Annotated in this window: 17 protein-coding genes and 1 pseudogene; 11 read left to right on the top strand and 7 right to left on the bottom strand. The window is 71.2% G+C overall.

The genetic code is table 11. The features are described 5' to 3' along the window. Positions 1-103 precede the first annotated feature (103 nt). Both AB0761_RS33595 and AB0761_RS33590 read left to right on the top strand, forming a co-directional pair. Positions 104-550, top strand: coding sequence for a MarR family winged helix-turn-helix transcriptional regulator (locus AB0761_RS33595; RefSeq protein WP_377273020.1), 447 nt, complete (start codon positions 104-106; stop codon positions 548-550). A 283-nt stretch (positions 551-833) separates the two neighbouring features. Continuing rightward, positions 834-1,421, top strand: a complete 588-nt coding sequence (locus tag AB0761_RS33590) for a hypothetical protein (RefSeq protein WP_377273019.1) — start codon at positions 834-836, stop codon at positions 1,419-1,421. A 505-nt stretch (positions 1,422-1,926) separates the two neighbouring features. On the opposite strand, the gene AB0761_RS33585 is transcribed toward AB0761_RS33590, so the two are convergent. Together AB0761_RS33585 and AB0761_RS33580 are read right to left on the bottom strand one after the other, a co-directional pair. Beyond that, positions 1,927-3,498 carry a DEAD/DEAH box helicase gene (locus AB0761_RS33585; RefSeq protein WP_377273018.1) on the bottom strand — a complete coding sequence of 524 codons (1,572 nt, stop codon included), beginning with the start codon at positions 3,496-3,498 and terminating at the stop codon, positions 1,927-1,929. A gap of 365 nt (positions 3,499-3,863) precedes the next feature. Beyond that, positions 3,864-4,067 carry a cold-shock protein gene (locus AB0761_RS33580; protein ID WP_031068443.1) on the bottom strand — a complete coding sequence of 68 codons (204 nt, stop codon included), beginning with the start codon at positions 4,065-4,067 and terminating at the stop codon, positions 3,864-3,866. A gap of 779 nt (positions 4,068-4,846) precedes the next feature. Between AB0761_RS33580 and AB0761_RS33575 the strand changes: the two genes are divergently transcribed. From AB0761_RS33575 to AB0761_RS33555, 5 genes and pseudogenes are all read left to right on the top strand, one after another. After that, on the top strand, positions 4,847-5,032 hold the full coding sequence (locus AB0761_RS33575) for a hypothetical protein (RefSeq protein ID WP_377273017.1): 186 nt from the start codon (positions 4,847-4,849) through the stop codon (positions 5,030-5,032). 291 nt (positions 5,033-5,323) lie between these two features. After that, the gene (locus AB0761_RS33570) at positions 5,324-5,482 is read left to right on the top strand and encodes a hypothetical protein (protein ID WP_377273016.1); all 159 of its coding nucleotides are present in this window, start codon (positions 5,324-5,326) and stop codon (positions 5,480-5,482) included. A gap of 693 nt (positions 5,483-6,175) precedes the next feature. Next, complete coding sequence (locus AB0761_RS33565) at positions 6,176-8,539, top strand: HelD family protein (protein WP_377273015.1); 2,364 nt, start codon at positions 6,176-6,178, stop codon at positions 8,537-8,539. A gap of 238 nt (positions 8,540-8,777) precedes the next feature. Then, the gene (locus AB0761_RS33560) at positions 8,778-9,659 is read left to right on the top strand and encodes an SAM-dependent methyltransferase (RefSeq protein WP_377273014.1); all 882 of its coding nucleotides are present in this window, start codon (positions 8,778-8,780) and stop codon (positions 9,657-9,659) included. Positions 9,660-9,793: 134 nt separating this feature from the next. Next, positions 9,794-9,922: pseudogene (locus AB0761_RS33555) on the top strand (NADP oxidoreductase); the annotation flags it as partial. 147 nt (positions 9,923-10,069) lie between these two features. Here the strand turns inward: AB0761_RS33555 and AB0761_RS33550 are convergent. Further along, positions 10,070-11,404: a cytochrome P450 gene (locus AB0761_RS33550; RefSeq protein WP_377273013.1), complete on the bottom strand. Its 1,335-nt coding sequence runs from the start codon at positions 11,402-11,404 to the stop codon at positions 10,070-10,072. 358 nt (positions 11,405-11,762) lie between these two features. Between AB0761_RS33550 and AB0761_RS33545 the strand changes: the two genes are divergently transcribed. Then, a complete protein-coding gene (locus tag AB0761_RS33545; protein WP_377273011.1) occupies positions 11,763-12,812 on the top strand; it encodes a PP2C family protein-serine/threonine phosphatase in 1,050 nt (349 codons plus the stop codon). Positions 12,813-13,047: 235 nt separating this feature from the next. Then, positions 13,048-13,485 carry a hypothetical protein gene (locus tag AB0761_RS33540; RefSeq protein ID WP_377273010.1) on the top strand — a complete coding sequence of 146 codons (438 nt, stop codon included), beginning with the start codon at positions 13,048-13,050 and terminating at the stop codon, positions 13,483-13,485. A 155-nt stretch (positions 13,486-13,640) separates the two neighbouring features. Here AB0761_RS33540 and AB0761_RS33535 read toward each other — a convergent pair whose 3' ends face one another. Genes AB0761_RS33535 through AB0761_RS33525 form a run of 3 tightly spaced genes read right to left on the bottom strand, consistent with a single transcriptional unit; the run spans position 13,641 to position 18,713 of the window. Then, positions 13,641-16,397: a phosphoesterase gene (locus AB0761_RS33535; RefSeq protein WP_377273009.1), complete on the bottom strand. Its 2,757-nt coding sequence runs from the start codon at positions 16,395-16,397 to the stop codon at positions 13,641-13,643. A gap of 4 nt (positions 16,398-16,401) precedes the next feature. Beyond that, complete coding sequence (locus AB0761_RS33530) at positions 16,402-17,775, bottom strand: ABC transporter permease (RefSeq protein ID WP_377273008.1); 1,374 nt, start codon at positions 17,773-17,775, stop codon at positions 16,402-16,404. Next, complete coding sequence (locus tag AB0761_RS33525) at positions 17,772-18,713, bottom strand: ABC transporter ATP-binding protein (RefSeq protein WP_377273007.1); 942 nt, start codon at positions 18,711-18,713, stop codon at positions 17,772-17,774. The genes AB0761_RS33530 and AB0761_RS33525 overlap by 4 nt, the downstream gene beginning before the upstream one ends. Positions 18,714-19,073: 360 nt before the next feature. On the opposite strand from AB0761_RS33525, the gene AB0761_RS33520 reads away from it, so the two are divergent. Both AB0761_RS33520 and AB0761_RS33515 read left to right on the top strand, forming a co-directional pair. Further along, complete coding sequence (locus AB0761_RS33520) at positions 19,074-19,241, top strand: hypothetical protein (RefSeq protein WP_377273006.1); 168 nt, start codon at positions 19,074-19,076, stop codon at positions 19,239-19,241. Positions 19,242-19,681: 440 nt separating this feature from the next. Further along, on the top strand, positions 19,682-20,431 hold the full coding sequence (locus AB0761_RS33515) for a D-Ala-D-Ala carboxypeptidase family metallohydrolase (RefSeq protein WP_377273005.1): 750 nt from the start codon (positions 19,682-19,684) through the stop codon (positions 20,429-20,431). A 19-nt stretch (positions 20,432-20,450) separates the two neighbouring features. On the opposite strand, the gene AB0761_RS33510 is transcribed toward AB0761_RS33515, so the two are convergent. Next, a complete protein-coding gene (locus AB0761_RS33510; RefSeq protein WP_377273004.1) occupies positions 20,451-20,885 on the bottom strand; it encodes a helix-turn-helix domain-containing protein in 435 nt (144 codons plus the stop codon). Positions 20,886-21,073: the final 188 nt, after the last annotated feature.

The following is a 21,073-nucleotide window of genomic DNA, read 5'->3' as shown; positions in this document are numbered from 1 at the left end:
GGCCTCCATGGGTCGGGATGGGAGAATGGATTCCTGGGAATCCATCTGTCCTGGCCCAACCGGATTCCAAGGAAGATGATTCCCAGGAATCTCTGGAGGTTCTGTGAGCCACGTCACATCGATCTTCGCCGACCTCGTCCGCGTCGAGACCCGGCTCTACAACGCGGTGAGCGCCCGGCTGCGCGCCGAACAAGGCCTGGGTCTCGGGCAGTTCGAGCTTCTGGAGATCATCGACCGCGTGCCGGGGTGCCGCGTGCTCGACATCGTCGGCGAACTGGCGATCACCGTGGGGGCCGTCAGCAAGGCGGTCGACCGGCTGGTGGCTGCGGGCTGGTGCCAGCGGGTCGCGCACCCCCAGGACCGCCGGTCGTCGGTCCTCCGCCTCACCGCCGAAGGCGGGAGGCAGCTGTCCGCTTCCCGCCTCATTGTCGAGAGCGAACTCGCCTCCCTGACCGCGGCGGCTTCCCCTGACGACCTGACCCGCATCGCCCCGACCTTGGCCGTCCTGCGCGCGACCCTGGAGGCGGGCTCCCACGGCCAACCGGGCTGAGGTCGCACGACCCACGAACGGCAGCCGACCCGACCGGAGCCGAGCGGCACAGCCCGGCCCGCGAGGCCGACACGGTATCCCGAACCAGGGCGGTGGTCGTCATACCCTGCGGCGTGATCAGCGGATGCGGTCACCGCCAAGCATCATTCATCCTGGCGCCCCATGAACCTCGCCCAGGGGAGCCGGGTGGCGCGATGTCGTACCGCGCCTGTGGAACCCCGGCAGGCTGATTGCGCGTCTGCGAATTCGGAAACTCCTCCTCCGAACCAGAGTGAGGCCCGAGTTGAGACGTCGAAGCCCAGCCATCCCTCGTAGCGCCGGCACCCTCGCGGCGCTCTGCACCATCGGTGCCGCCCTGCTCACCGGCTGCTCGTCCAGCGGTCCGACGAACGCGGCCCCCTCCCCCTCATCCGCTGCCACCACCGCGACGACCTCCACGGCCGCCCCGGCACCGTCGACCGTACCTGCCTCCGGTCCGCCCCCGACCGCCACCGGGACGCCCGCAGCCCACTGCCGGGAACTCACCGTGCCGCCGGCCGTGAAAGCGGAGGTCACCTCGGCCTACGGTCGCCAGAACCAGCCCCGACTGGTACACATCCGCCCCCGCAGCGGCACCTTCTACTACGGCTCCTGCGGCGGCACCACCTACGCGGCCGCGGTGTTTGAACCCACTGCCGGCGCCACCTACGCCGAGCAGGTCGCCAGCCAGGACGACGGCGCCGCGATGAAGTACCTTTCCCGCCCGGCCAATGGCGGCTGGACCCTCCTCGCCAGTGACGGTCTGCCCCGCGACCCGCGCGGATGCGCCGCCATCAGACAGATCCCGGCCCCGCTTGCGGCGCTGTGGGGCGACTGCCTGGCCCGCCCCTGACGAGCCGGACGGTTCATCACCGCACCGGTGAACCTAGGCGCGGCCACTCCGGCGTACGGGCCCCGCTTGGGCGGGGTGCGCTTGGGCGGGGTGCGCCTGGCCGGGCTCCGGGTGGCTCCGACTGGCGGTACGTCAGATGAAGCCGGGCCGTCCTCCGACCCCGGTCGAGGGCGGCCCGGCGTCCTGCGCTGCCGGCCCCGCCGTCGGCATGGGGCCGTTCCGGCAGATGTGAGACGTGACGCCTTTGCGCCAGTGACCCGATGTTCCCCTGGTCGCCGCCGGTCGGTAGGACCACCCCATGACCTGCTTCACGCCTCGCCACCGACACGGCCGGCGGGCTCTCACCACGGCGATCGGGACCGTCGCGGTCCTCACCTCGCCGACCGGACCGATCGGCCCGGCAGCGGCGGACACCGTCGCACGCGCCGCGGCTCAGGCGCCCCAGGCGGGGGCTGTGCGCGGGCCCGGTCCCGTGTGGCGGTCCGGGCCCGCGTAGCACTGCGCGTTACGCGGCGAGGCCGACGCGCCTCGACGCTCCCTGGCGGGAACCGGAACCGGAGCCGGACTGCGGGCTGCGGCCGCCGGAGGTGGGGCGACGGCGGCGGGAGCGGTCCGCGGAGGCGCTGCGGCGGGGCCGCTCGACGACGGGGTCGGCGATCACGACGGGGATGCCGGAGGGCACGCGGGCGCCGGTGATGCGGGTGAGTTCCGCGTCGCCGGAGTGGATCCGGGAGCATTCGGGGGTGATGCCGGCCGTGGCCATCATGCGGGCCGTCTCACGGCGCTGGTTGGGCAGCACCAGGGTGACGACGGTGCCGGACTCCCCCGCCCGGGCGGTGCGTCCGCCGCGGTGCAGATAGTCCTTGTGGTCGGTCGGCGGGTCCAGGTTGACGACCAGGTCGAGGCCGTCGACGTGGATGCCCCGGGCGGCGACGTTGGTCGCGACCAGCGCGGTGACCTGCCCGGCGCGGAACTGCTGCAGGGTGCGGGTGCGCTGCGGCTGGGACTTGCCTCCGTGCAGGGCGGCCGCCTTCACGCCGTTGGCGAGCAGGTCCCGCACCAGGCGGTCGGCGCCGTGCTTGGTGTCGATGAACATGATCACGCCGCCTTCGCGGGAGGCGATGTGGGCGATGGTGGCGTCCTTGTCCCCGTTCTGCACATACAGGACGTGGTGCTCCATGGTGCTGACCGTCGCGGCGGACGGGTCCACCGAGTGGGTGACCGGGTCCTTGAGGAAGCGGCGGACCAGCCGGTCCACATTGCGGTCCAGGGTCGCGGAGAACAGCATCGTCTGCGAGCCCTCGGCGACCTGCTCCAGCAGCTCGGTGACCTGCGGCAGGAACCCCATGTCGGCCATCTGGTCGGCCTCGTCCAGCACCGTGACCCCGACCCCGTCGAGCCGGCAGTCGCCGCGCTGGATCAGGTCCTTGAGCCGGCCGGGGGTGGCCACGACGACCTCCGCCCCGCGGTTGAGCGCCTGGGCCTGGCGGCCGATCGACATCCCGCCGACCACGGTCGCCATCCGCAGCCGCACCGAGTGGGCATAGGGGGTGAGCGACTCGGTGACCTGCTGCGCCAACTCACGTGTGGGGACCAGCACCAGGGCCAGCGGCCTGCGCGGCTCGGCCTTCTGTCCCGCGATGCGGGCCAGTACGGCGAGTCCGAACGCGATGGTCTTGCCCGAACCCGTACGTCCCCGGCCCAGCACATCGCGCCCGGCGAGCGAGTTCGGCAGCGTGGCGGCCTGGATGGGGAACGGCGCGGTGACTCCCTGGCGGGTCAGCGTCCCGAGGAGCGCCTTGGGGAGGTCCAGCTCGTCGAACGACTCGACGGCCGGCAGCGCCGGGGTGGTGCTGACCGGCATGGCGAACTCACCACTCAGGGAAGAGTTCTGACGCCCCTTCGGACCGGAGGAGCGCTGGGCCCCACCGGAACGGGAACCGTAGGCGGCACCACTGCCCGAGCGGGAGCCGTACGAGCCGCCGGCACGGGAGCCGTAGCCGCTGCCGCCGGAGCGGGAGCCTGCGCCGGAGCGGGAGTTGGCGTTCTGGTACGAGGAGCGACCGGAGCGGTTCAAGCGGGAAAACCTTCCTCAAAGCGGCACGTCACGAGGAAGGCCCCACGGCGCGGGGCGCCGGCGGAGGCCACAGGAAACGGGCCGGAAAAATGACGGGCGGAGCGTGGACGGTGCAACCGTGCGGCACGCCACTTCGATCGGCGAACGCCGAATCGGAGGGTGCGCAGAACCACGAACCGGGAAATGTCACGGCAGGGCGCCGATCCGGACGCTGCACTGAGCGCCCGGCGCCGGACGGCCGCCGTTGCGGCGGAGCCGGGGAGGCCGAACGGCCGGGAATGTTCGTGGAGCAATGCCGAGGGGCCCGCACCGGGCATGTACGCGGTGCGGGCCCCTCGCTGCCGGGCGAGCGCCTGGCGGAAAAACTACAGCGGACGAATGTTCTCCGCCTGCGGGCCCTTCTGGCCCTGCGTGACGTCGAACTCGACCTTCTGGCCCTCGAGCAGCTCGCGGAAGCCGTTGGCGTTGATGTTCGAGTAGTGGGCGAAGACGTCCGGGCCGCCGCCGTCCTGCTCGATGAAGCCGAAGCCCTTTTCCGCGTTGAACCACTTCACAGTGCCATTAGCCATAAAAAAATCTCCTTCAAGGGGCTGTCCGGATCCCGCACTGTGCGGACTCCGAGTCGCCGCGATGATGACCCGCCCGGGATAAAAAGACCGGGAAACAAAAATGCGCCTGCGAATACATCAGCAGGCGCACACAAAGTTCATGGGAACCACTACTGCAACTAAGAAGACCCTAGCACGCCGGGGACCGCAGCGGCGGGATATTTGGCTCCGGGTTCTGCCAGGGCCCCGCCGACGCCACCGGTCCAGCCGTGGCAGATCCGGTGGAGAGCAGTCCCCCCAAGGGATTCGGGCGCCATCGAGCCTCCCGCTACGGGCCCAAAAAGTGGTGCCGGCCCAGCGCGGCCAGGGGCGCTCAGCCCCGTTCGAGGCGCAGTGTGCAGTGTGCGGTCGTGCAGCTGATCCGCCGGCGCCGGTGCCGGCGCCCGAAGGTCCCGGCTCCCCCGCCCGGCCCCTGCGCCGTGGATCTGTTCCCCCTCGGGGGCGACCGTCCGGGCAGGCCGGACGTGACCGATCCCACTCCGGCCCACCCGTTCGTCCCGCCCGGCCGGACGCTGTGAGGAGCATCCACAGGTGTCCGCGACCGGACGCCCCGGACAGGCATCCGGCCGCCGTCCGCTCCGGTCCGCGCCGCGGTTGGGCCGAACGAGCGGACCAGATCGGGACGCCGCATCAGGGTGTCGACGGGGGGTACGTGCGCTGCCGTTCGCCTCTGTACGAGGAGGCGACTTCCCCCGGCGGCCGCGGCTGGCGCGTCGGGGTTCACGGAACGGAGACATCTGGTGCAGATTCCCAAGAACAAGGTCGTGGAGTTCATCCGCTCCAAGGGCAACGAGGACCTGGCCCGGCAGGCCGAGCAGCAGCTGCCTGACCAGATCGACCCGCAGCAGCACGCCGATCAGCTGCAGAAGTACGGCGTCAAGCCGCAGGAGCTCATGAGCAAGATGGGCCACACTTTCGGCCGCTGACTCCACCGCTGAGTTCCGGACCTGTGGTCGACCGTCCCAGTCGGCCACAGGTCTCAGTCGTCCCCGAAGTCTTGGGCCCCGCCGGTCCGGCCCACCCACCGCCCGTTCACCGAGTCGCGCCGGGCCCTCAAGCCCTGATCCGGGGCCCCACCGATCCGCTCCCCCCGTAGGCCGCGCCGACGCCGCCCCGCCGAACTCCACGGCGGCAAGGGCCACAACGACGACCACTCGCACCGATCGCTCCGCAGCAGGGCTTCTGGTCGAGGGGAAGGCGGCTGGTCACAACAGAACATGGGCTTCGCTGAATGGCTCTACCGCTATCTCATCGGCGAGGAACTGGCCGGCGCCAACAGCTCCGCCTGCTACCCCGGTCCCGTACAACTGCGCAGACTGCCGATGACCGCCGCCGAGCGTCCGGAACCATGGAGTGGACCGGATCGCGGCAGGTGAGCCACCGGCGCCGTGGCCCATCGGCCGGGCGCACTCCACCAGTGCCGCCCTCGCCCGACTGCTGCCCCGTCCACTGCGCAGTCGCCGGATCGCCCACCCGAACCACCCGCGCACACTGATCGCCTGGACCGGTGTCGATGAAGAGGGTGACGATCGTCTCGTTCCGGGGATACCGCTGTACGCGGCGAGCCGCCGCTTCGCGAGGAGATTGTCCGCCCGAAGCGGACGGTTGAGGGAAAGGGGGCGAACCCACTCCTTTCCACTCTTAACTTATAGCCTACCGGGGGCCTTGCGGCAAGGCCCCGGTCGTGCCGCAGAATGTCCGCTCGAAGCCGGAACCGATGGAAATGAGAGTCACCAGGTGCGTGTGCTGTTGTCGACATACGGGCCGCACAGGGACGTCCGGCCCCGGACGAAGCCCCCGGTGCGGTCGCGGGTGCTCGGCACAGCGGTGCGGGGGCCGGCCGCTGCCCTTGTGCCGTCGGCGGCGGTCGGCTTGTCGGTCCGCCGCACTCACCGGCGGGCGGCAGCGGCGGTTTCCCGGACCGTCGTGTGAGGAGTTCCCAGTCGGCCGGGTCCGGCGCAGGTGCGCGGGCCCCGGCCCCGGGTTGTGTTGTGCTGTTCACAGCGGCCATGGCGCCGCCGTCCTCAATTGCTGGAGCAGTTGGGGGTCCTGAGTCAATGGAGCCAGCGTTGGTCCCCACGTCGTCGTCCTCATCCGAACTCAATTCAGTCGTCGATGCCGGAGCCGGAAACGGTACGAACCCGGGCGACGGCGGCGCTCAGCCCTCCGACGGCTGGCACACCAGGGAGCTGCGAGCGGAGAACGCGTACGTCGGCAGGCTGTACGACCGCCTGGAGGCCCAGCGCGCATTCGCCTCAGCCCGGCTGCGCGAGATCCATCTCCAGGACAGGGGCGGAACGGCCCAGTCCCGCATGGAGCGCGACACCCTGGAGATCCACCACACCCGCCGGCTGGCGGAGCTGCACGCCGCCGAGTACGGGCTCTGCTTCGGCCGGATCGAGAGCGCCGACGGCGAGCGGCAGTACATCGGCCGGATCGCCCTGTCGGACGAGGACCACGAGCCGCTGCTGACCGACTGGCGGGCGCCGGCCGCGGAACCGTTCTACCGGGCGACGCCCGCCGCGCCCGGCGGTGTGGCGGGCCGGCGGCATCTGCGGAGCAAGGGCCGGACCGTCGTCGACTTCGACGACGACGCCTTCGGCCTGAACGCCCTGGCGGGCCGCGACAGCTCCGAGCTCAGCGGCGAGACCGCCCTGCTCGCCTCGCTGACGGCGGCCAGGACCGGGCGTATGGGCGACATCGTCTCCACCATCCAGGCCGAGCAGGACCGGGTCATCCGCTCCGAGCTCGGCGGTGTGCTGGTCGTGCAGGGCGGTCCGGGGACCGGCAAGACCGTGGTCGCCCTGCACCGCGCCGCGTACCTGCTCTACACCCACCGCGACCGGCTGGCCAAGCGCGGTGTGCTGGTCATCGGCCCCAACACGACGTTCCTGCGCTACATCGACCAGGTCCTCCCCGCGCTCGGTGAGAGCGAGGTCGTGCTGAGCAGCATCGGTGCGCTCTACCCGGGCGTGACCGGGACCGACACGGAGACGCCCGAGGCGGCCGCCGTGAAGGGCGACGGACGGATGGCCCGGGTTCTCGCCGATGCGCTGGAGGGCCTGCGGCAGCTGCCGGAGGACTCCTGGACCATCACCGTGGGCAGAAGGTCGCCCTACCATGTGGAGCTGGAGATCGGACGGGCCCTGTGCGAGCGGGCCCACGCGGCCGCGCACAGGACCGGCGAACCCCACAATCTGGCCCGCCCCGACCTGGTCGAGCGGCTCTCCTCGGAGCTGGCCCTGCGGATCGCCAGGGACCGCGGCGGCAATATGAACCTGGACGATGTGGCGAACCTCGCCGACGCGCTCGTCGGCGAGCCCGAGTTCCAGGCCGTGGCGGACAGGCTGTGGCCGCTGCTGAGCCCGGAGCAGCTGCTCACGACCCTGTTCGGCTCCCCCGAGCTGCTGGCGAGGGCCATGCCGGACTTCTCCGAGGCCCAGCGCGCCGCGCTCCTGCGCGATGACCCGGGCCCGGGCCAGGACCCCGCCCCCTGGACCACCGACGACGTCCCGCTGCTCGACGAGGCCGCCGAACTGCTCGGCCCGCTGCCCGGCAGCACCGTCTCCCGACAGGCCCAACTCACCGCCCAGGAGCTGGAGTTCGCCAAGGTCGTCCTCGAGGACTTCGGGGTGGGACTGGTGGAGATGGACGCGGAGATGCTGGCGCGCCAGTACCAGGGCGAGCAGTCGCTGCGGCCGCTGGCCGAGCGTGCGGCCGAGGACCGGACCTGGGGCTTCGGGCATGTGATCGTGGACGAGGCGCAGGAACTGTCCCCCATGGCCTGGCGGCTGCTGACCCGCCGCTGCCCGGGCCGCTCCATGACGATCGTGGGCGACCTGGCGCAGACCGGCGCACCGGCCGGGCTGAGCTCCTGGAGCGAGGCGCTCGAGGAGTACACCGCGGGACGCTGGCGCACGGTCGAGCTCACCGTCAACTACCGGACGCCTGCCGAGATCATGCGGATCACCGAGGGCGTCCTGCGGGCGGTCGACCCGGCGCTCACCGTCCCCACCGCGGTGCGCAGCGGCGGAGTCCGTCCATGGAGCCTCAGGATCCCCGAGGAGGACCGGGGAGCGGCGCTGCGTGCGGTGGTCGAGAGGGAGCTCGCGGCGCTGGACGGCGGCAGGATGGCGGTGATCCACGCGCCGTCCCTGCCGGGGGAACTGGTCGACGCACTCGCCGAGTTGGACGGTGTCGTTGTCGCCGACGGCCCGTCGGCGCTGGATTCGCCGGTCGTCCTGATGACGGCCGCGCAGGCCAAGGGGCTGGAGTTCGATGCGGTTCTGGTCGTGGAGCCCGCAGAGATCCTCGCGGCGCACACCCGCGGCGTGAACGACCTCTATGTCGCACTCACCCGCGCGACCAGGAACCTCGGGGTGGTCCACAGCCGGGAGCTGCCGCAGATGCTGGAGGGCCTGGACGCCCGCTGACCGTCGGGCGCATACGGGCCCGGCCGGTGCCCGGCGGACACCACGTCCGCCGGGCACCTGCTTTTCGGCGTCCCGATCGACCGCCATCGCCCCGTATGTCAGGCATCGGCACCGGTGCCGGCACCCGCGACCCGGGTTCGGCCGCACGCCACGGGCGACACGGCTATAGGGTGATCAGCGCTGTCTGAAGGCAGCTGCGTCGGGGAACACTGGAGAACGCACAACGGGAGGGCCTTCGATGGACGCGGGGGACGCGGCGGTGACGCGCTGGCTGAGCAGCTCCGGACGACTGGACCCGGTGCAGCCGGTGGAGTTGCGCACGGACCGGCCCCACTCGGCTCGGATGTACGACTTCCTGCTCGGCGGCAGGACGAACTTCCCCGCCGACCGCGCCGTGGCCGAGCAGGCGCTCACCGCCTACCCGGGCCTGCGCACGGTGACCCGGATGAACCGCGCCTTCATGGGCGCGGCCGTCGGCCGACTGGCCGACCTGGGCATCCGTCAGTTCCTGGACATCGGCAGCGGCATTCCCACCACTCCCAACGTCCATGAGATCGCCCAGAGCCGGATACCGAGCGCCCGGATCGTCTACACCGACAACGACCCCCTGGTGCTCGCCCACGCTCGCGCCCTGCTGGCCTCGGCCACGGGCGGGGGGCGGGTCGACTACATCGAGGCGGACCTGCGCCACCCGGACCGGATCCTCGGCCACCCCTGCCTCACCGGCCCCGATCCCGCCCTGGACCTGACGCAGCCCGTGGCCCTGCTGCTGATCGCAGTGCTGCACTTCGTCCCCGATACGGACGACCCCTGCCGTCTCGTCAAGGAGCTCCTGGAGCCGCTGGCACCGGGCAGTTGCCTGGTCGTCTCGCACGCCACGGCCGATGTCAACCCGGAGCAGGTGAACCAGGGTGCGCGGACCTACCGCGCCTCCGGAGTCTCGTTCCAGCCCCGCAACCGTACCGAGGTGACGCGCTTCGCGGACGGGCTGGAGGTGCTGCCCCCGGGGGTGGCCGTGGCCACCAAGTGGTGGCCTGCCTTTGCGGAGGGAACCGTCGTGCCCTACGCGGACGACCCCTTTGTGAACGACGCATACCTGTTGGTGGCGCGCAAGCCCTGACGTCGGTGGGCCGGAGCGGCCGGACCGGCTCGGATCCACACCGTCCGGAACGGCCCGGCCCCGATGCGGGGGGACATGGGGGACCGGTCAGGCCGGCAGCAGAATCCCCGCGTTGATCCGCTGCACCGCACAGGGGCGGACTCGACGCGTCCTGGCGCCAGCAGCCCGGCACTCCTGTCCACGGCCTGCGTGACGGTGTCGACGGGGTCGTCAAGGCCCTCGCCGAGGCCTCGCCGGAGCGCCCCGAGGGCTTCCGGGTATAAGGGCAGGGCGCGCGCCCGGAGCCCGGGGCCGGGCGCGCGCGGACCGGGGCGGCGTCGGCCCGGCTGATGACGGTGTCGGCCCGCGGTGTCGGCTCGGCTGGTGACAGAGGCCGTGGAGATGACGCGACGTCGACTTCCGGCAGCGGATCAGCGGACCCGGGCGAGCACCGGACGGTCCTGCTGGAGGGTCAGTCCGGGCCTGGGGTGGATGTCCCCGGGGTCGACATCCAGCCGGAAGCGCTGGGCGAGGGTGGCCAGGACCAGCACCGCCTCGACGGTGGCGAAGCGCGCGCCCAGGCAGGCCCGGGGACCACCGCCGAAGGGGAACCAGGCGTAGTCGGGGACGGCATGCTCGGCGTCCTCGGCCCAGCGTTCCGGGCGGAAGGCATCGGGCTCGGGGAACCAGCGCTCGTCACGGTGTGCGCTCCACTGGCTGCACCACAGCACGGTGTCCTCGGCGACGGGGTGTCCGGCGATGGTGGAGCCGTCCTTGGCTCTGGCGGTCATCAACCAGATGGTCGGATAGAGCCGCAGGGTCTCCTTGACGATCTGCTCGGTCCACCGCAGCTGCTTGACATCGTCGAAGCCCGGTGTGCGGCCGTCCAGGACGGTGCGCAGTTCGTCGGCGAGCCGGTCCCGGGCCACCGGGTTGCGGGAGAGCAGGTACCACGCCCAGGTGAGCGTGGTGGCGGTGGTCTCATGGCCGCCGACGTAGAGGGTGACGGCCTCGTCGCGCAGTTCGCGGTCGGTCAGTGGCAGGCCGTTCTCGTCCCGGGCGGCGAGCAGTCGGCTGAGCAGGTCGTCGCGTTCGCCCGAGGCGCGGCGCGCGGCGGTGACCCGGGCGATCTCCTCGTCGACAACGGCCACCGCGGCCTTGAGGCGCCGCCGCCCCGGGGTGGTCACCCAGGGCGGGAGGAAGAGCGTGATGCCGCGGAACTCGGCGCCGATCTCACGCTGGGCCACATCCATGGCGTCGCCGATGACCGCCTCGCGGCCGACCGTCTCCGCACCGAACAGGGTGCGGACGGCGATCCGCTGGGTGAGGCCGTGCATCTCACGGCGGAGGTCGACACGGTCACCCGGTTTCCAGCGGTCGGCCACCGCTTCGGCGCACTCGGCCATGACCGTCGCATAGGTCCGCACCTGGCGCGGCCGCACCGCGGGCTGCACCAGGGCCCGCTTGCGGCGCCAGTCGGCGCCCTCGCTGACCACCACGCCGTTGCCGAGGAGCAGGGTGAAGGCCCAGCCGAGTTCGGGGTGGCGGTAGTCGGTCTCCACACCGGCGAGCAGTTCGCCGATGTGCTCCGGCCGGGAGAGGAAGATCCCGCGCCGGGGGCCGAGCCGCCACTGCACCAGGTCGCCGTGGCCGCGCAGCCGCTCGAAGAAGGCCAGCGGGTCCTTGGCGAAGTGGGGGATGCTGCCCAGCAGCGGCAGACCGCGCGGGCCGGTGGAGATGACGGCCTCGGTGGCGTCGACGGGCATCAGATGTCCTCCCCCTGGGACTGATTCCGGAGGACTCATCCTGCCCGGCCCCGGTCCTCCGCACCAGGGTCGCCACCGCTCTTCGGCCGATGTCCGACGGTCCTTCAGTACCTCGCTGCCGAGGCCCCTCCGACCCCTGCGATCGGCGGACACGGCATCCGCCGGGCCGTGGCCCGCGGTCATTGCAGCGGTGCCCGCAGCCGTGAGCCGGCGGCGCCCGGCCGCGGGGCGCGCCGTGCGGGTGGGGTGGGGTGGCCACACAATGGGTGGGGACCGATACTGCCGGCCCCGCGGCCGGGTGAGCTGCGGGAGTGGTATGGGCGGGTTCGCCGGATGGTGGGGGCGGTGCGCACGGTGGGTGCCGTTGGTGATGATCGCGGCGGCCGTGATGTTCGATGTGCTGACGCCCAGCGAGTACTCGGCGGCCCCCCTGCTGGCGGCCGCGTGTGTGATGGCGGGGGCCATCCTCAGCCGACGCGGTGTGATTGCCGTCCTGGTGGTGGCGGTGCTCGCCACCGTGGGGGTGTGCCTGCACCAGCGGCGGCTGGGTCATGTGTCCGGGACCGAGCAGATCATCGACATCCTGATCGCGGTCTGGATAGCGGTCGCGGTCAGCCGCCTGCTGACCCGCCAGGAGAGCAGACTTCAGGCGGCGCGTACGGTGGCCGAGGAGGTCCAGCGGGTGCTGCTGCCGCCGGTGCCACGGCGGATCGCGGACCTGGAGCTCAGCGCACGGTACGAGGCCGCGCACGACGAGGCGCGGGTGGGCGGCGATCTGTACGCGGCCCAGAGCGGGCCGCACGGCGTCCGCCTCCTCCTGGGCGATGTCCGGGGCAAGGGGCTGGGAGCGGTCGCCACCGTGTCCGTGCTGCTGGGGGCGTTCCGGGAGGGCGCGTCGCGGGAGAGGGACCTGCTCTCGCTGGCGCAGTGGCTGGAGACGGCGCTCGAGCGCGACGCCTCCGGCGAGGGGGACGGGAGCGGGGGCGGCCAGGGCCGCTTCACCACCGCTCTGCTGGTGGAGTTCCCACCCGGCGAGGCCGTGGTGCGTGTGCTCAACCGCGGTCACCCCGCCCCGTACATCGTGCGGGGCCGGCAGGTGGACACCCTGTCCGCGCACACACCCGATCTCCCGCTCGGGCTCGGGAGCCTCTCGGACACCAGGTCCGCGCCGGTCGAGATCCCCTTCGGGACGGGTTCGGTGCTGGTCATGGTGACCGACGGTGTCACCGAGGCCCGTAACGGCGCCGGTGACTTCTACGATCCGCAGCGGGGACTGCCGCAGCTGGCGCCGTTCGGATCGGCCCGTGAGGCCGCCGACCGTCTGATCGCGGACGTCGACCGCTGGGTGCAGGGCCCGGCCGCGGACGACCGGGCCATCCTGACCGTCCGCCGTCTCCCTCCCCGGTGAACTGCATCCGGGCCGGGTGGGCCCGCCCGTACCGGATCGGTCGCTGAGGGGCGACAGGGGTCGGACCTGGCCGCGGTGGAGATGCCGCACCGCCCGCGAACTGCGACGATGGCCGCAGTCCCGGGCCCGGCCGCGCGCGGCGGGCCCGGTCGACCTCGACCAGACCGCCCTCGCTGCCCTCCCGGGCCTGGCCGCGCGCGGCGGGCCCGTCGCAGCCCGTCGCGGAGGAGCCACCATGACTGCGGACGGCAGTACAACGCACCGGCGGGGCCGGTCCTCAGGCCTGATCGTGTCGGGGTGGACCGAGTTCGCCGCGGTCATGATGATCTGCGGAGGTCTGCTGACCATCGCCGAGGGCATCTCCGCCCTGGCCCAGGACAACCTGTTGGTCCTCTCCCGGAACTACGCCTTCCGGTTCGACCTCACCGGGTGGGGCTGGATCCATGTGGCCCTCGGGATCGTGGTGCTGGTCACCGGCCTGGCCCTGATCAGCGGTTCCGCCCGGGCCCGGCCGGTGGGCGTGGCGCTGGCCGGGCTGAGCCTGCTCGCCAACTTCCTGTGGCTGCCCTGGTACCCCGCCTGGGCGATCATCGCGATCGTCATCGATGTGCTCATCATCTGGGCTCTGTGCACCCGGACGGAGGGCGTGGACAGGTCCGTTCCGCGGGAGTAGCCCCGGACGGGCGCGGCGGCACCGCTCGGGCGGATGCGGATCTCGGCCGTCCATATCGCGCACCCGGCGCCCAGCGGGGACGGCGGAGGCCCCTGGCCGGCGGTGACGCCGGCCAGGGGCCTCCCGGGGTGCTCAGCCCAGAGGGTCAGCCCAGATCAGCCGTCGGTCTCCGACGACGGGATGAATGCGCCCGGCACATCCGCCGGAGCGACGATGTCCTTCTCGCCCGGGTACGCCTTCTTCCAGTCGTGCGACTCGTACCAGGTGAGGTGGTTCATCTGCGCCGGGTTGGCGTAGTCGGCGACAGCGTTGGGACCGGTCAGACGCTGCTGCTTCTTCCAGTCCGACCACTTCTGCGCGACGGCCTTCTCGTCCGTCGGGACGACGCCGGTGGGCGCGGCAGCGGCGGCCGGGTCCTGCGGCGCCGGGACGTCCAGACCACAGGAGGGCGCGGTCGCCAGACCGTTGGTCAGCGAGGTCCGGTTGGGCAGCGCGGTGAACGGGGTGTAGTCGGGCTTGCTGGTGAACGCCTCGGCCATCGGGGTGGCCGCGGTGTCCTTCTGGTTCATCGGGCGGATCCCGAGGATCTGCTCGATGGTCCTGACCATGTTGATCTGCGAGTGGTAGGTGCTGTCGACGGCGCCGTGCTGGGCCCAGGGACTGATGATCTGGATCGGCGCACGGTGGCCGTCGACGTGGTCGAGACCGGCCTGGGAGTCGTCCTCGACGACGAAGATCGCCGAGTCCTTCCAGTACTTGCTGTGCGAGATCTCGTCGACGATCTGGCCGACCGCGAGGTCGTTGTCCGCGACCTGGGCGGCCGAGTTGGCCGGACCGCCGGTGTGGTCGCTGGAGAGCCAGAACATGTTCAGGTTCGCCGGACCGTTCTGCTCGAAGTCCTGCTTCCAGATCTGGGCGCGGTAGACGTCCGGGACACTGGTGTCGAACTTCGGGAAGGCGGGCACCGACACGCTGTTGAGCGACGGGATCGGCGAGGAGGAGGCCAGCTTGTAGGCCGAGGCCTGGCCGGTCGCCTTCATGTTCTTGGAGTCGCAGTACAGGTTCTGCCAGGTCGCGTCGGCCGGCTTGGTCAGGAACTGGTGGAACTCACCGAAGTCCCGCACGGTGTTGTCGGCCGCCTGGGCGCCGCTCCACAGGGTGCCGCTCGCCTGGTGGCCGAGGGAGTCGTCCTCGGTGTCGTAGCTGCGCAGGTACTCACCGGCCGAGGACTCGGTGTACTCCGGGTTGTCGGCCTGCATCAGCCAGTTGTGACCCTCGGCGGAGTTGGTGCCGATGTCGTAGGTGTTGTCGTACAGACCGAACTGCTCGGCCAGCGCGTGCTGGTTCGGCGTCACGTTCTCGCCGAACTGTGCCAGCGCCGGGTCGCCGTTGCCCTGCGGCATGTCACCGAAGACCTGGTCGTAGGTCCGGTTCTCCTTGACCAGCAGGAAGACATGCTTGATCGTCGACGGGTCGCCGATCTTGTCGGGGACCGGCACGGCCTTGGCCTTCTTGCCGGTGGCGAGCTGGGCCGCGTGCTTGGTCCAGTTGTTCTGCTCGAAGACCTTCTTGGTCTCGTCCTTGATCACCTTGTCGCTCGGCAGGGTGAACCGCACCACGCTCGAGGTCGTGTCGTGGGTGGCGTGGCCGGCCGCGGTGGTGGGGCGGCGGGCGTCGATGCCACGGGTGTTGGAGACCAGGATGTCGTTGCCCGAGGAGGAGATCTCCGCGGGGAAGTAGTCCGTCGGGAGCAGACCGACGTAGCTGACCGGCTCCTGCGGGCGGCTGTAGTTGTAGACCGCGATCGCGTTGGCCCGGCCGAGGGTCACCAGCAGGTGGCCGTCGTCGGTGAGGGTCACGGCGTTGGGCTCGTAACCGATCGACGCCTCGGGCCACGGCTGGGTGGCAATGGTCTGGACGACCTTGTCGCGCTTGGAGTCGATGACCGACACGCTGTTGGTGGCGGTGTTGGTCACGAACACCGCACCGTTCTTGGCGTAGACGGCGGTCGGGTGCAGACCGACGTCGATGCTGCGCGGGGCGGCGGTCGGGTTCGCCAGGTCGATGACGCTGACCGTACCGGTGGTTGCGGCACCGGTCTTCGGGTTGGCCACGACATTGGTGCCGTACGAGTTGATGGTGGTGTCGCCGGCCGTCGCCGGGCGGCCGCCCTCATTGCTGACGTACAGCTTGGTGCCGACCTGGACCATGCCACGCGGAGCGTTGCCCACCGTCCAGCTCTGCCCGATGGCACCGGTCGCCGCGTCGAGCGCGACCACGCGGTTCTGACCGTTGACCGCCGCGTACACGGTGGAGCCGTCGGCCGAGAACACCGCCGCGGCCGTCAGCGCGTGCTTGGCGCCGTCGGCCGGGATCTTGATGTCGACCGGGTTGGCGACGCTGCCGTCAGCGTTGACGTCGAACCGGGTGTAGCCGTCGGTCCGGCTCAGCCACAGGTGCTTGCCGTCGGGCGAGTACACCGGGCCTTCCTGGCCCACGTCGTTGCCGCTGATGCGCGGGGTGGACGACGCAGCGTTGCTGACGAGCTGCTGCACCTTCCAGTTGGTGACGTCCACGATCGCCAGCGCGGCGCCACCGTCGGTGACCGCGGCCGCGATGTGGGTGCCGTCCGGGCTCACCGTGGACGACATGATCTTGCCGTTGTTGATGACCAGACGCTCGCCGTAGGGGTCGATGTACTGGTTGCTGGACACCAGCTCGCCCTTGTCGTAGACCTGGCCGACCTGGTTGCTGCCGAACGGGTCCGACTGGGCGAAACCGATGCCGGTGCCGGCGGCGACGACAACAGCGGTGGCCGCTGCCGTTATCAGCGTTCTCCGGCTGCCGATCCGTCGGCCGAGAAGGGCGACAAGCTCCTTCTCGTCACGCACGCGACGGCGTGTGACCTGCATGGGGTTATCCCTTCGAGGGGGTGGAGAGCAGTGCGACATTGCCGTCGAACTGCCAGAGGGGGTTCGGTGCGTCCCCGATCGGGGTCTTCACCAGGAAGTAGCCGTTCACTTCCTTCGGCCCGTCGCCATCGGCCACGAACCGCCCGTCAGAGGTGACGTCGAGCTGGTAGACGGCCGTCCCTGCGGCCTCGACGCCGGGGAGGTGCCAGGTGACGACGCAACGCCAGTCGTTGCCTGCTCCCTCGGGGGTGACCTGTCCGTCGCCCTTGTTGCACGCCGCCGTGACCTTCAGCTGCGCCTCGGTGACATCGGGGCGGTTCAGCTGCTTGGTCTGCATGCGATAGAGATGGGCGAACGCCGTGGCGACCGACCGCTGGACCTTGTTCTGCTCGATCCCGGAGCCCATGGACGGCGTCGCCACCGCTACGGCTGCGACCGTGAGAACGACAAGGCCGACCAGCGGCAGCAGTCCGGTGGTGATCGCGTGGCGCCCCGAACCGTCATAGGTCAGGTTGGTGAAGTCGCGCCGCAGGAAGAGGAGATACGCCAGCGCTGTGGCGACCACGGCCCAGACCAGGCTGACCCCGATGCCGATCAGCAGCGGGCCGAGCTGCGCCGGGCTGGTGAACAGACCGTTCCAGGCGATGAAGGCATAGCCGGGCAGGGCGAGTCGTACGGCCACGGGCAGCGGCAGCATCTGGGCGAGCTGCATCACCAGCGCGACAAGCGCGGGCAGCAGCAGCCCCATCGGGGACCGCCCCAGCGCGACCGACCCCAGCAGTCCGATCGCGGCGAGAGCCATGGTGGGGGCAAGTGCGCACACCCAGGCGAGCAGGACCTCACCGGCGGCGCCCGAAGGCGTCAGCAGATGGCCGTCGAGTCCGACCAGCGGCTGGTTGCCGACCGCCGCGACCCCGCCGATCGCGCCGGAACACGCCAGGCCCGCCACCAGCAGCAGGATGACGGTGAGGCTGGCCAGTGCCTTCGCCACAAAGATCCGTCGAGGCGACCGGACCGCCACCAGCAGGTGGCGCCAGGTGCCGAGCCGGTCCTCGGAGGCGAACACATCACCGGCGACCAGCGAGGTCAGCAGCGGAAGCGCCCAGCTGCCGGCGAAGCCCAGCACCACCAGCGGGCCGGCCCAACCCGTGGCGTGCATCCAGCGGCCGAAGAGCGTGTCCGTGGGGAGGGTGCTCTGCCGGCTCACCGCGGCGACAAAGAGCGCCGGTGCAATCCAGCAGGCGAGGACCAGCAGGCGGACCCGCCATTGCGAGACCAGCTTGACCAGTTCGAAGCGGTAGCAGCGCGCCACCGAGACGCGGCGGGCACCGGCGGTGCGGTCCTCGGCGACGTGCTCCGGGGCGATGGTCGCGGTCATCGGCCGGCCTCCTGCTGCTCGGTGAGGGCGAGGAACGCGGCTTCGAGCGGCGACACCACGGGAGCGAGTTCGCGCACGGCGATGCCCGCGTGCACGAGCCGCACCACCAGTTCGTCGAGGGCGGGCACCAGCGTGCGCACCACCAGCAGGCCATCGTCGTTCCGTGCACCCGCGTCGTCGACGACGCCGATCCCGGCTGTGTCGGCGGCCAGTCGGCGGGCGGCCTGCGGGTCGGAGGTGAGCAGCCGGTAGTCCAGTTCACGGCTCTCGGCGGCCAGCTTGCCCAGCGGGCCGGAGAAGACGACCCGTCCGGTGGCGACGATGGTGACCTCGGAGCAGAGAGCCTCGACGTCGTCCATGCGGTGGCTGGAGAGCACCACGCTGGTTCCGTCCGCCGCAAGGCGGTTGAGGACACCGTGTACGTGCTTCTTGCCGGCGGGGTCGAGGCCGTTGGAGGGCTCGTCGAGCACAAGCAGCCGGGGCCTGGTGAGCAGGGCGGCGGCGAGTCCGAGCCGCTGACGCATACCGAGGGAGAAGCCGCGGGTCCGGTCGTCGGCGACATCGGTGAGCCCGACCTGGTCGAGCACGTCGTCGATCCCGGCCGTCCGCGCGTGGTGGCCGCGGAGGTCGGCCAGTGCGGCGAGGTTCTGCCTGGCGGTGAGCGAGGGGTAGAGACCGGGACCGTCCACGAAGCCCGCGACGCCGTCGGGCGCGGCGAGCGCCCTTCCCACCGGCGTACCCAGGATCTCGAGGCGGCCGCTGTCGGCCACGGCCAGGCCCAGCAGGAGGCCGAGCAGTGTCGTTTTGCCGGCGCCGTTCGGTCCGACCAGGCCGTGGATCTGTCCCTGCGCCACATCCAGATCGATGCCGTCGAGTGCGACGACGTCACCGAAACACTTGGTGATCCCGCGAGCCCGGACTGCGAGGAGTGTGTCCATGAGTCCCTTCTTTCAAAACCTCCAAGGACCCTAGGGACGGCACACGACGCTGGGAGGGACAGCTGATTGAACGTTCATGGAACGGAAGGCGACCGGCACCCGCCACGCCGATGGCTGCGAATAGCCGTCGATATCCCCACCTGCACCTTTTCGGCGGCCGGGCCGCGGGACCCTGTTGACCATCGGGCTCAGGAGCCTCTTATGCCCTGCCGAGACAGATAGTTGACGATCCATCAAAGAAATGGACCCGGGCCTCGGCAGCCCACAAAGGGCTCAGCCGCACCTGAGGCGGTGACATATACGATCGCCGCTGATGACGAATTCCTGCGAACCCAGCCACCGCACCGGCATATCCGGCCGGTGGCTGCCGGGCCTCCGCCCACCTACGGGGCCACGACCAGGAAGATCGACTATCTGTTCTCCGACAGCACCGCCACCCAGGTCTGTGATGTCACGGACTCCCCCGTGCAGTCGTCGGACCACCGGCCGATCACCGACGTCATCCGGATGCCTGCTGTGACCGGCTGACGCCGCGCCCCGGGCTGCCGCACACCGGATGTCCCCCGCGTAGGCTGCGGTTCCGCGGCGGCCCGGCTGCGGGTTCCGCGTCGGCCCTGCGGGGACTCGCGCGGACCTGCTCCAGGTTCGGTGGCGGACGTCCCTGCTCGGCCCGGGGCTGCAAGGCCCCGGTGCCGTCCGGCCCTGGCGATGGGGGCGGCGGCCGGAGCCGCCGTCCCACAGACGTCCCGACGGCGCCGCGTCCTTCGAGGTCGGAGGAGTGCGAACCATTCCGCCTTCCCGAGGGTGCACACGAACGGGTCTCCCCCGGCGACCCGCTGCCACCCTGATGTGCGCGCCGGCCCCCGCGCCCGACCGGGACAGCGGGCGGAAGGACGCGTCGGCGACCATCGCCGTACAGATCGTGGAGTTCCCGTCGGCATTCCGACACCGTTGAGAAGGGGATCGCGATGACCACCTCGTTTCCGTCACCGAGCCGCCGTTCCATGCTGCGTGGTGCGCTGGGGGCCGGTGCCGGCCTGGTACTGAGCCCGGTGCTGTTCTCCGGTGTCGCGCAGGCGTACTCCTGGTCGCGCACACTGCAGCAGGGCGCCACCGGGGCCGATGTCACCGAACTGCAGATCCGGGTCGCGGGCTGGGCGGCGGACAGCGCGAGCCAGACCCGGGTGACCGTCGACGGGGACTTCGGCCCGGGCACCGCCGCCGCGGTGCGCCGTTTCCAGGCGGCCTACGGCCTCGGCTCGGACGGCATCGCCGGTCCCGCGACGCAGACCCAGCTCAATGCCCTGCAGGACGCGGACGGCTCCACGGTCCACTTCGCCTGGAGCGAGTTCACCGACCGGGTGAGCGGCGACTTCGCGGGCGGAAAGCTCAGCGCCGCCGACACCAAGGAGAACGTCCGCCGGCTGATGTACAAGCTGGAGGCGCTCCGCAAGAAGCTGGGCAACACCGCGATCACCGTCAACTCGGGCTTCCGCAGCATCTCCCACAACGCCGATGTCGGCGGGGCGAGCGACAGCATGCACCTCTACGGCACGGCAGCCGACCTGGACGTGCCCGGGGTGGCCAACCGGACCGTGTACCAGAAGGCGGAGACCAGTGGGTTCTCCGGCCTGGAGACCTACACCGCCGACCACCAGCACGTCGACAGCCGGGCCGACCTCGGCCGCGCCTGGTGGTGGGAGGACGGCACCGTCTGAGCTGCGGGGCCCCGGTCGCTCAGCGCCGTGCGTCCGCCGGGCGCCGGACCCGGGACAGCAGGCCGGCGACCGTCAGCGCCGCCGCCGCGGCCACGGCGAATCCCGCATAGCGGGTGATCCGCGCGGCGGCGGTGGGAGCCCGCTGCGGCTCCGGCTGCCCGGGCCCGGCGGCGCCGGCCGGGGCAGCCGGAGCCGGCGGGGCGTCCCGGAAGGTGTCCGCCAGCGCCCACAGGCGGTGGAGCTCCCGGAGCTCCACCGTGCTGGCGCCGCAGACCTTGGCGAAGGTGTGGGCCACTCCGTAGTTCGTCGGCACGCTGTACCCCGAACAGTACCGGTGGAGACTCGATCCGCTGACGCCCGCCTGTTTCCCCAGCCGATCGAAACCGTGGCCGCTGCGGTTCTTCAGCATGCGCAGATATGCGGCGAACTGCTCGACGTGCGGAGAGCCTGCCACTGGTCCACCCTCGCTCGGCCGCTGACAACTGACAAGAAGTTAGCACCGTGCCGCAAGGGTCGGGTGGTAAAAAAGCACCGCTTTTTGATGGCCGGATCGGAAGCGGTTGCCCTCTCCGACCGCGATCGCCGACCGGTCGGCCGCAGGGCGCTCCCGGCAGCCGACCACCGGTGCTGCGGACGGCGCCC

Source organism: Peterkaempfera podocarpi (genome assembly GCF_042466665.1).
Lineage (GTDB): Bacteria > Actinomycetota > Actinomycetes > Streptomycetales > Streptomycetaceae > Peterkaempfera > Peterkaempfera podocarpi.
Note: the sequence above shows the minus strand (reverse complement) of the source record. Positions and strands in the feature narration are given on the sequence as shown.

Coding starts and splice junctions, on each gene's coding strand:
- AB0761_RS33580 (WP_031068443.1), bottom strand. CDS start 4,067: ATGGCTAATGGCACTGTGAAGTGGTTCAACGCGGAAAAGGGCTTCGGC.
- AB0761_RS33570 (WP_377273016.1), top strand. CDS start 5,324: ATGGGCTTCGCTGAATGGCTCTACCGCTATCTCATCGGCGAGGAACTG.
- AB0761_RS33560 (WP_377273014.1), top strand. CDS start 8,778: ATGGACGCGGGGGACGCGGCGGTGACGCGCTGGCTGAGCAGCTCCGGA.
- AB0761_RS33550 (WP_377273013.1), bottom strand. CDS start 11,404: ATGCCCGTCGACGCCACCGAGGCCGTCATCTCCACCGGCCCGCGCGGT.
- AB0761_RS33540 (WP_377273010.1), top strand. CDS start 13,048: ATGACTGCGGACGGCAGTACAACGCACCGGCGGGGCCGGTCCTCAGGC.
- AB0761_RS33535 (WP_377273009.1), bottom strand. CDS start 16,397: ATGCAGGTCACACGCCGTCGCGTGCGTGACGAGAAGGAGCTTGTCGCC.
- AB0761_RS33530 (WP_377273008.1), bottom strand. CDS start 17,775: ATGACCGCGACCATCGCCCCGGAGCACGTCGCCGAGGACCGCACCGCC.
- AB0761_RS33525 (WP_377273007.1), bottom strand. CDS start 18,713: ATGGACACACTCCTCGCAGTCCGGGCTCGCGGGATCACCAAGTGTTTC.
- AB0761_RS33515 (WP_377273005.1), top strand. CDS start 19,682: ATGACCACCTCGTTTCCGTCACCGAGCCGCCGTTCCATGCTGCGTGGT.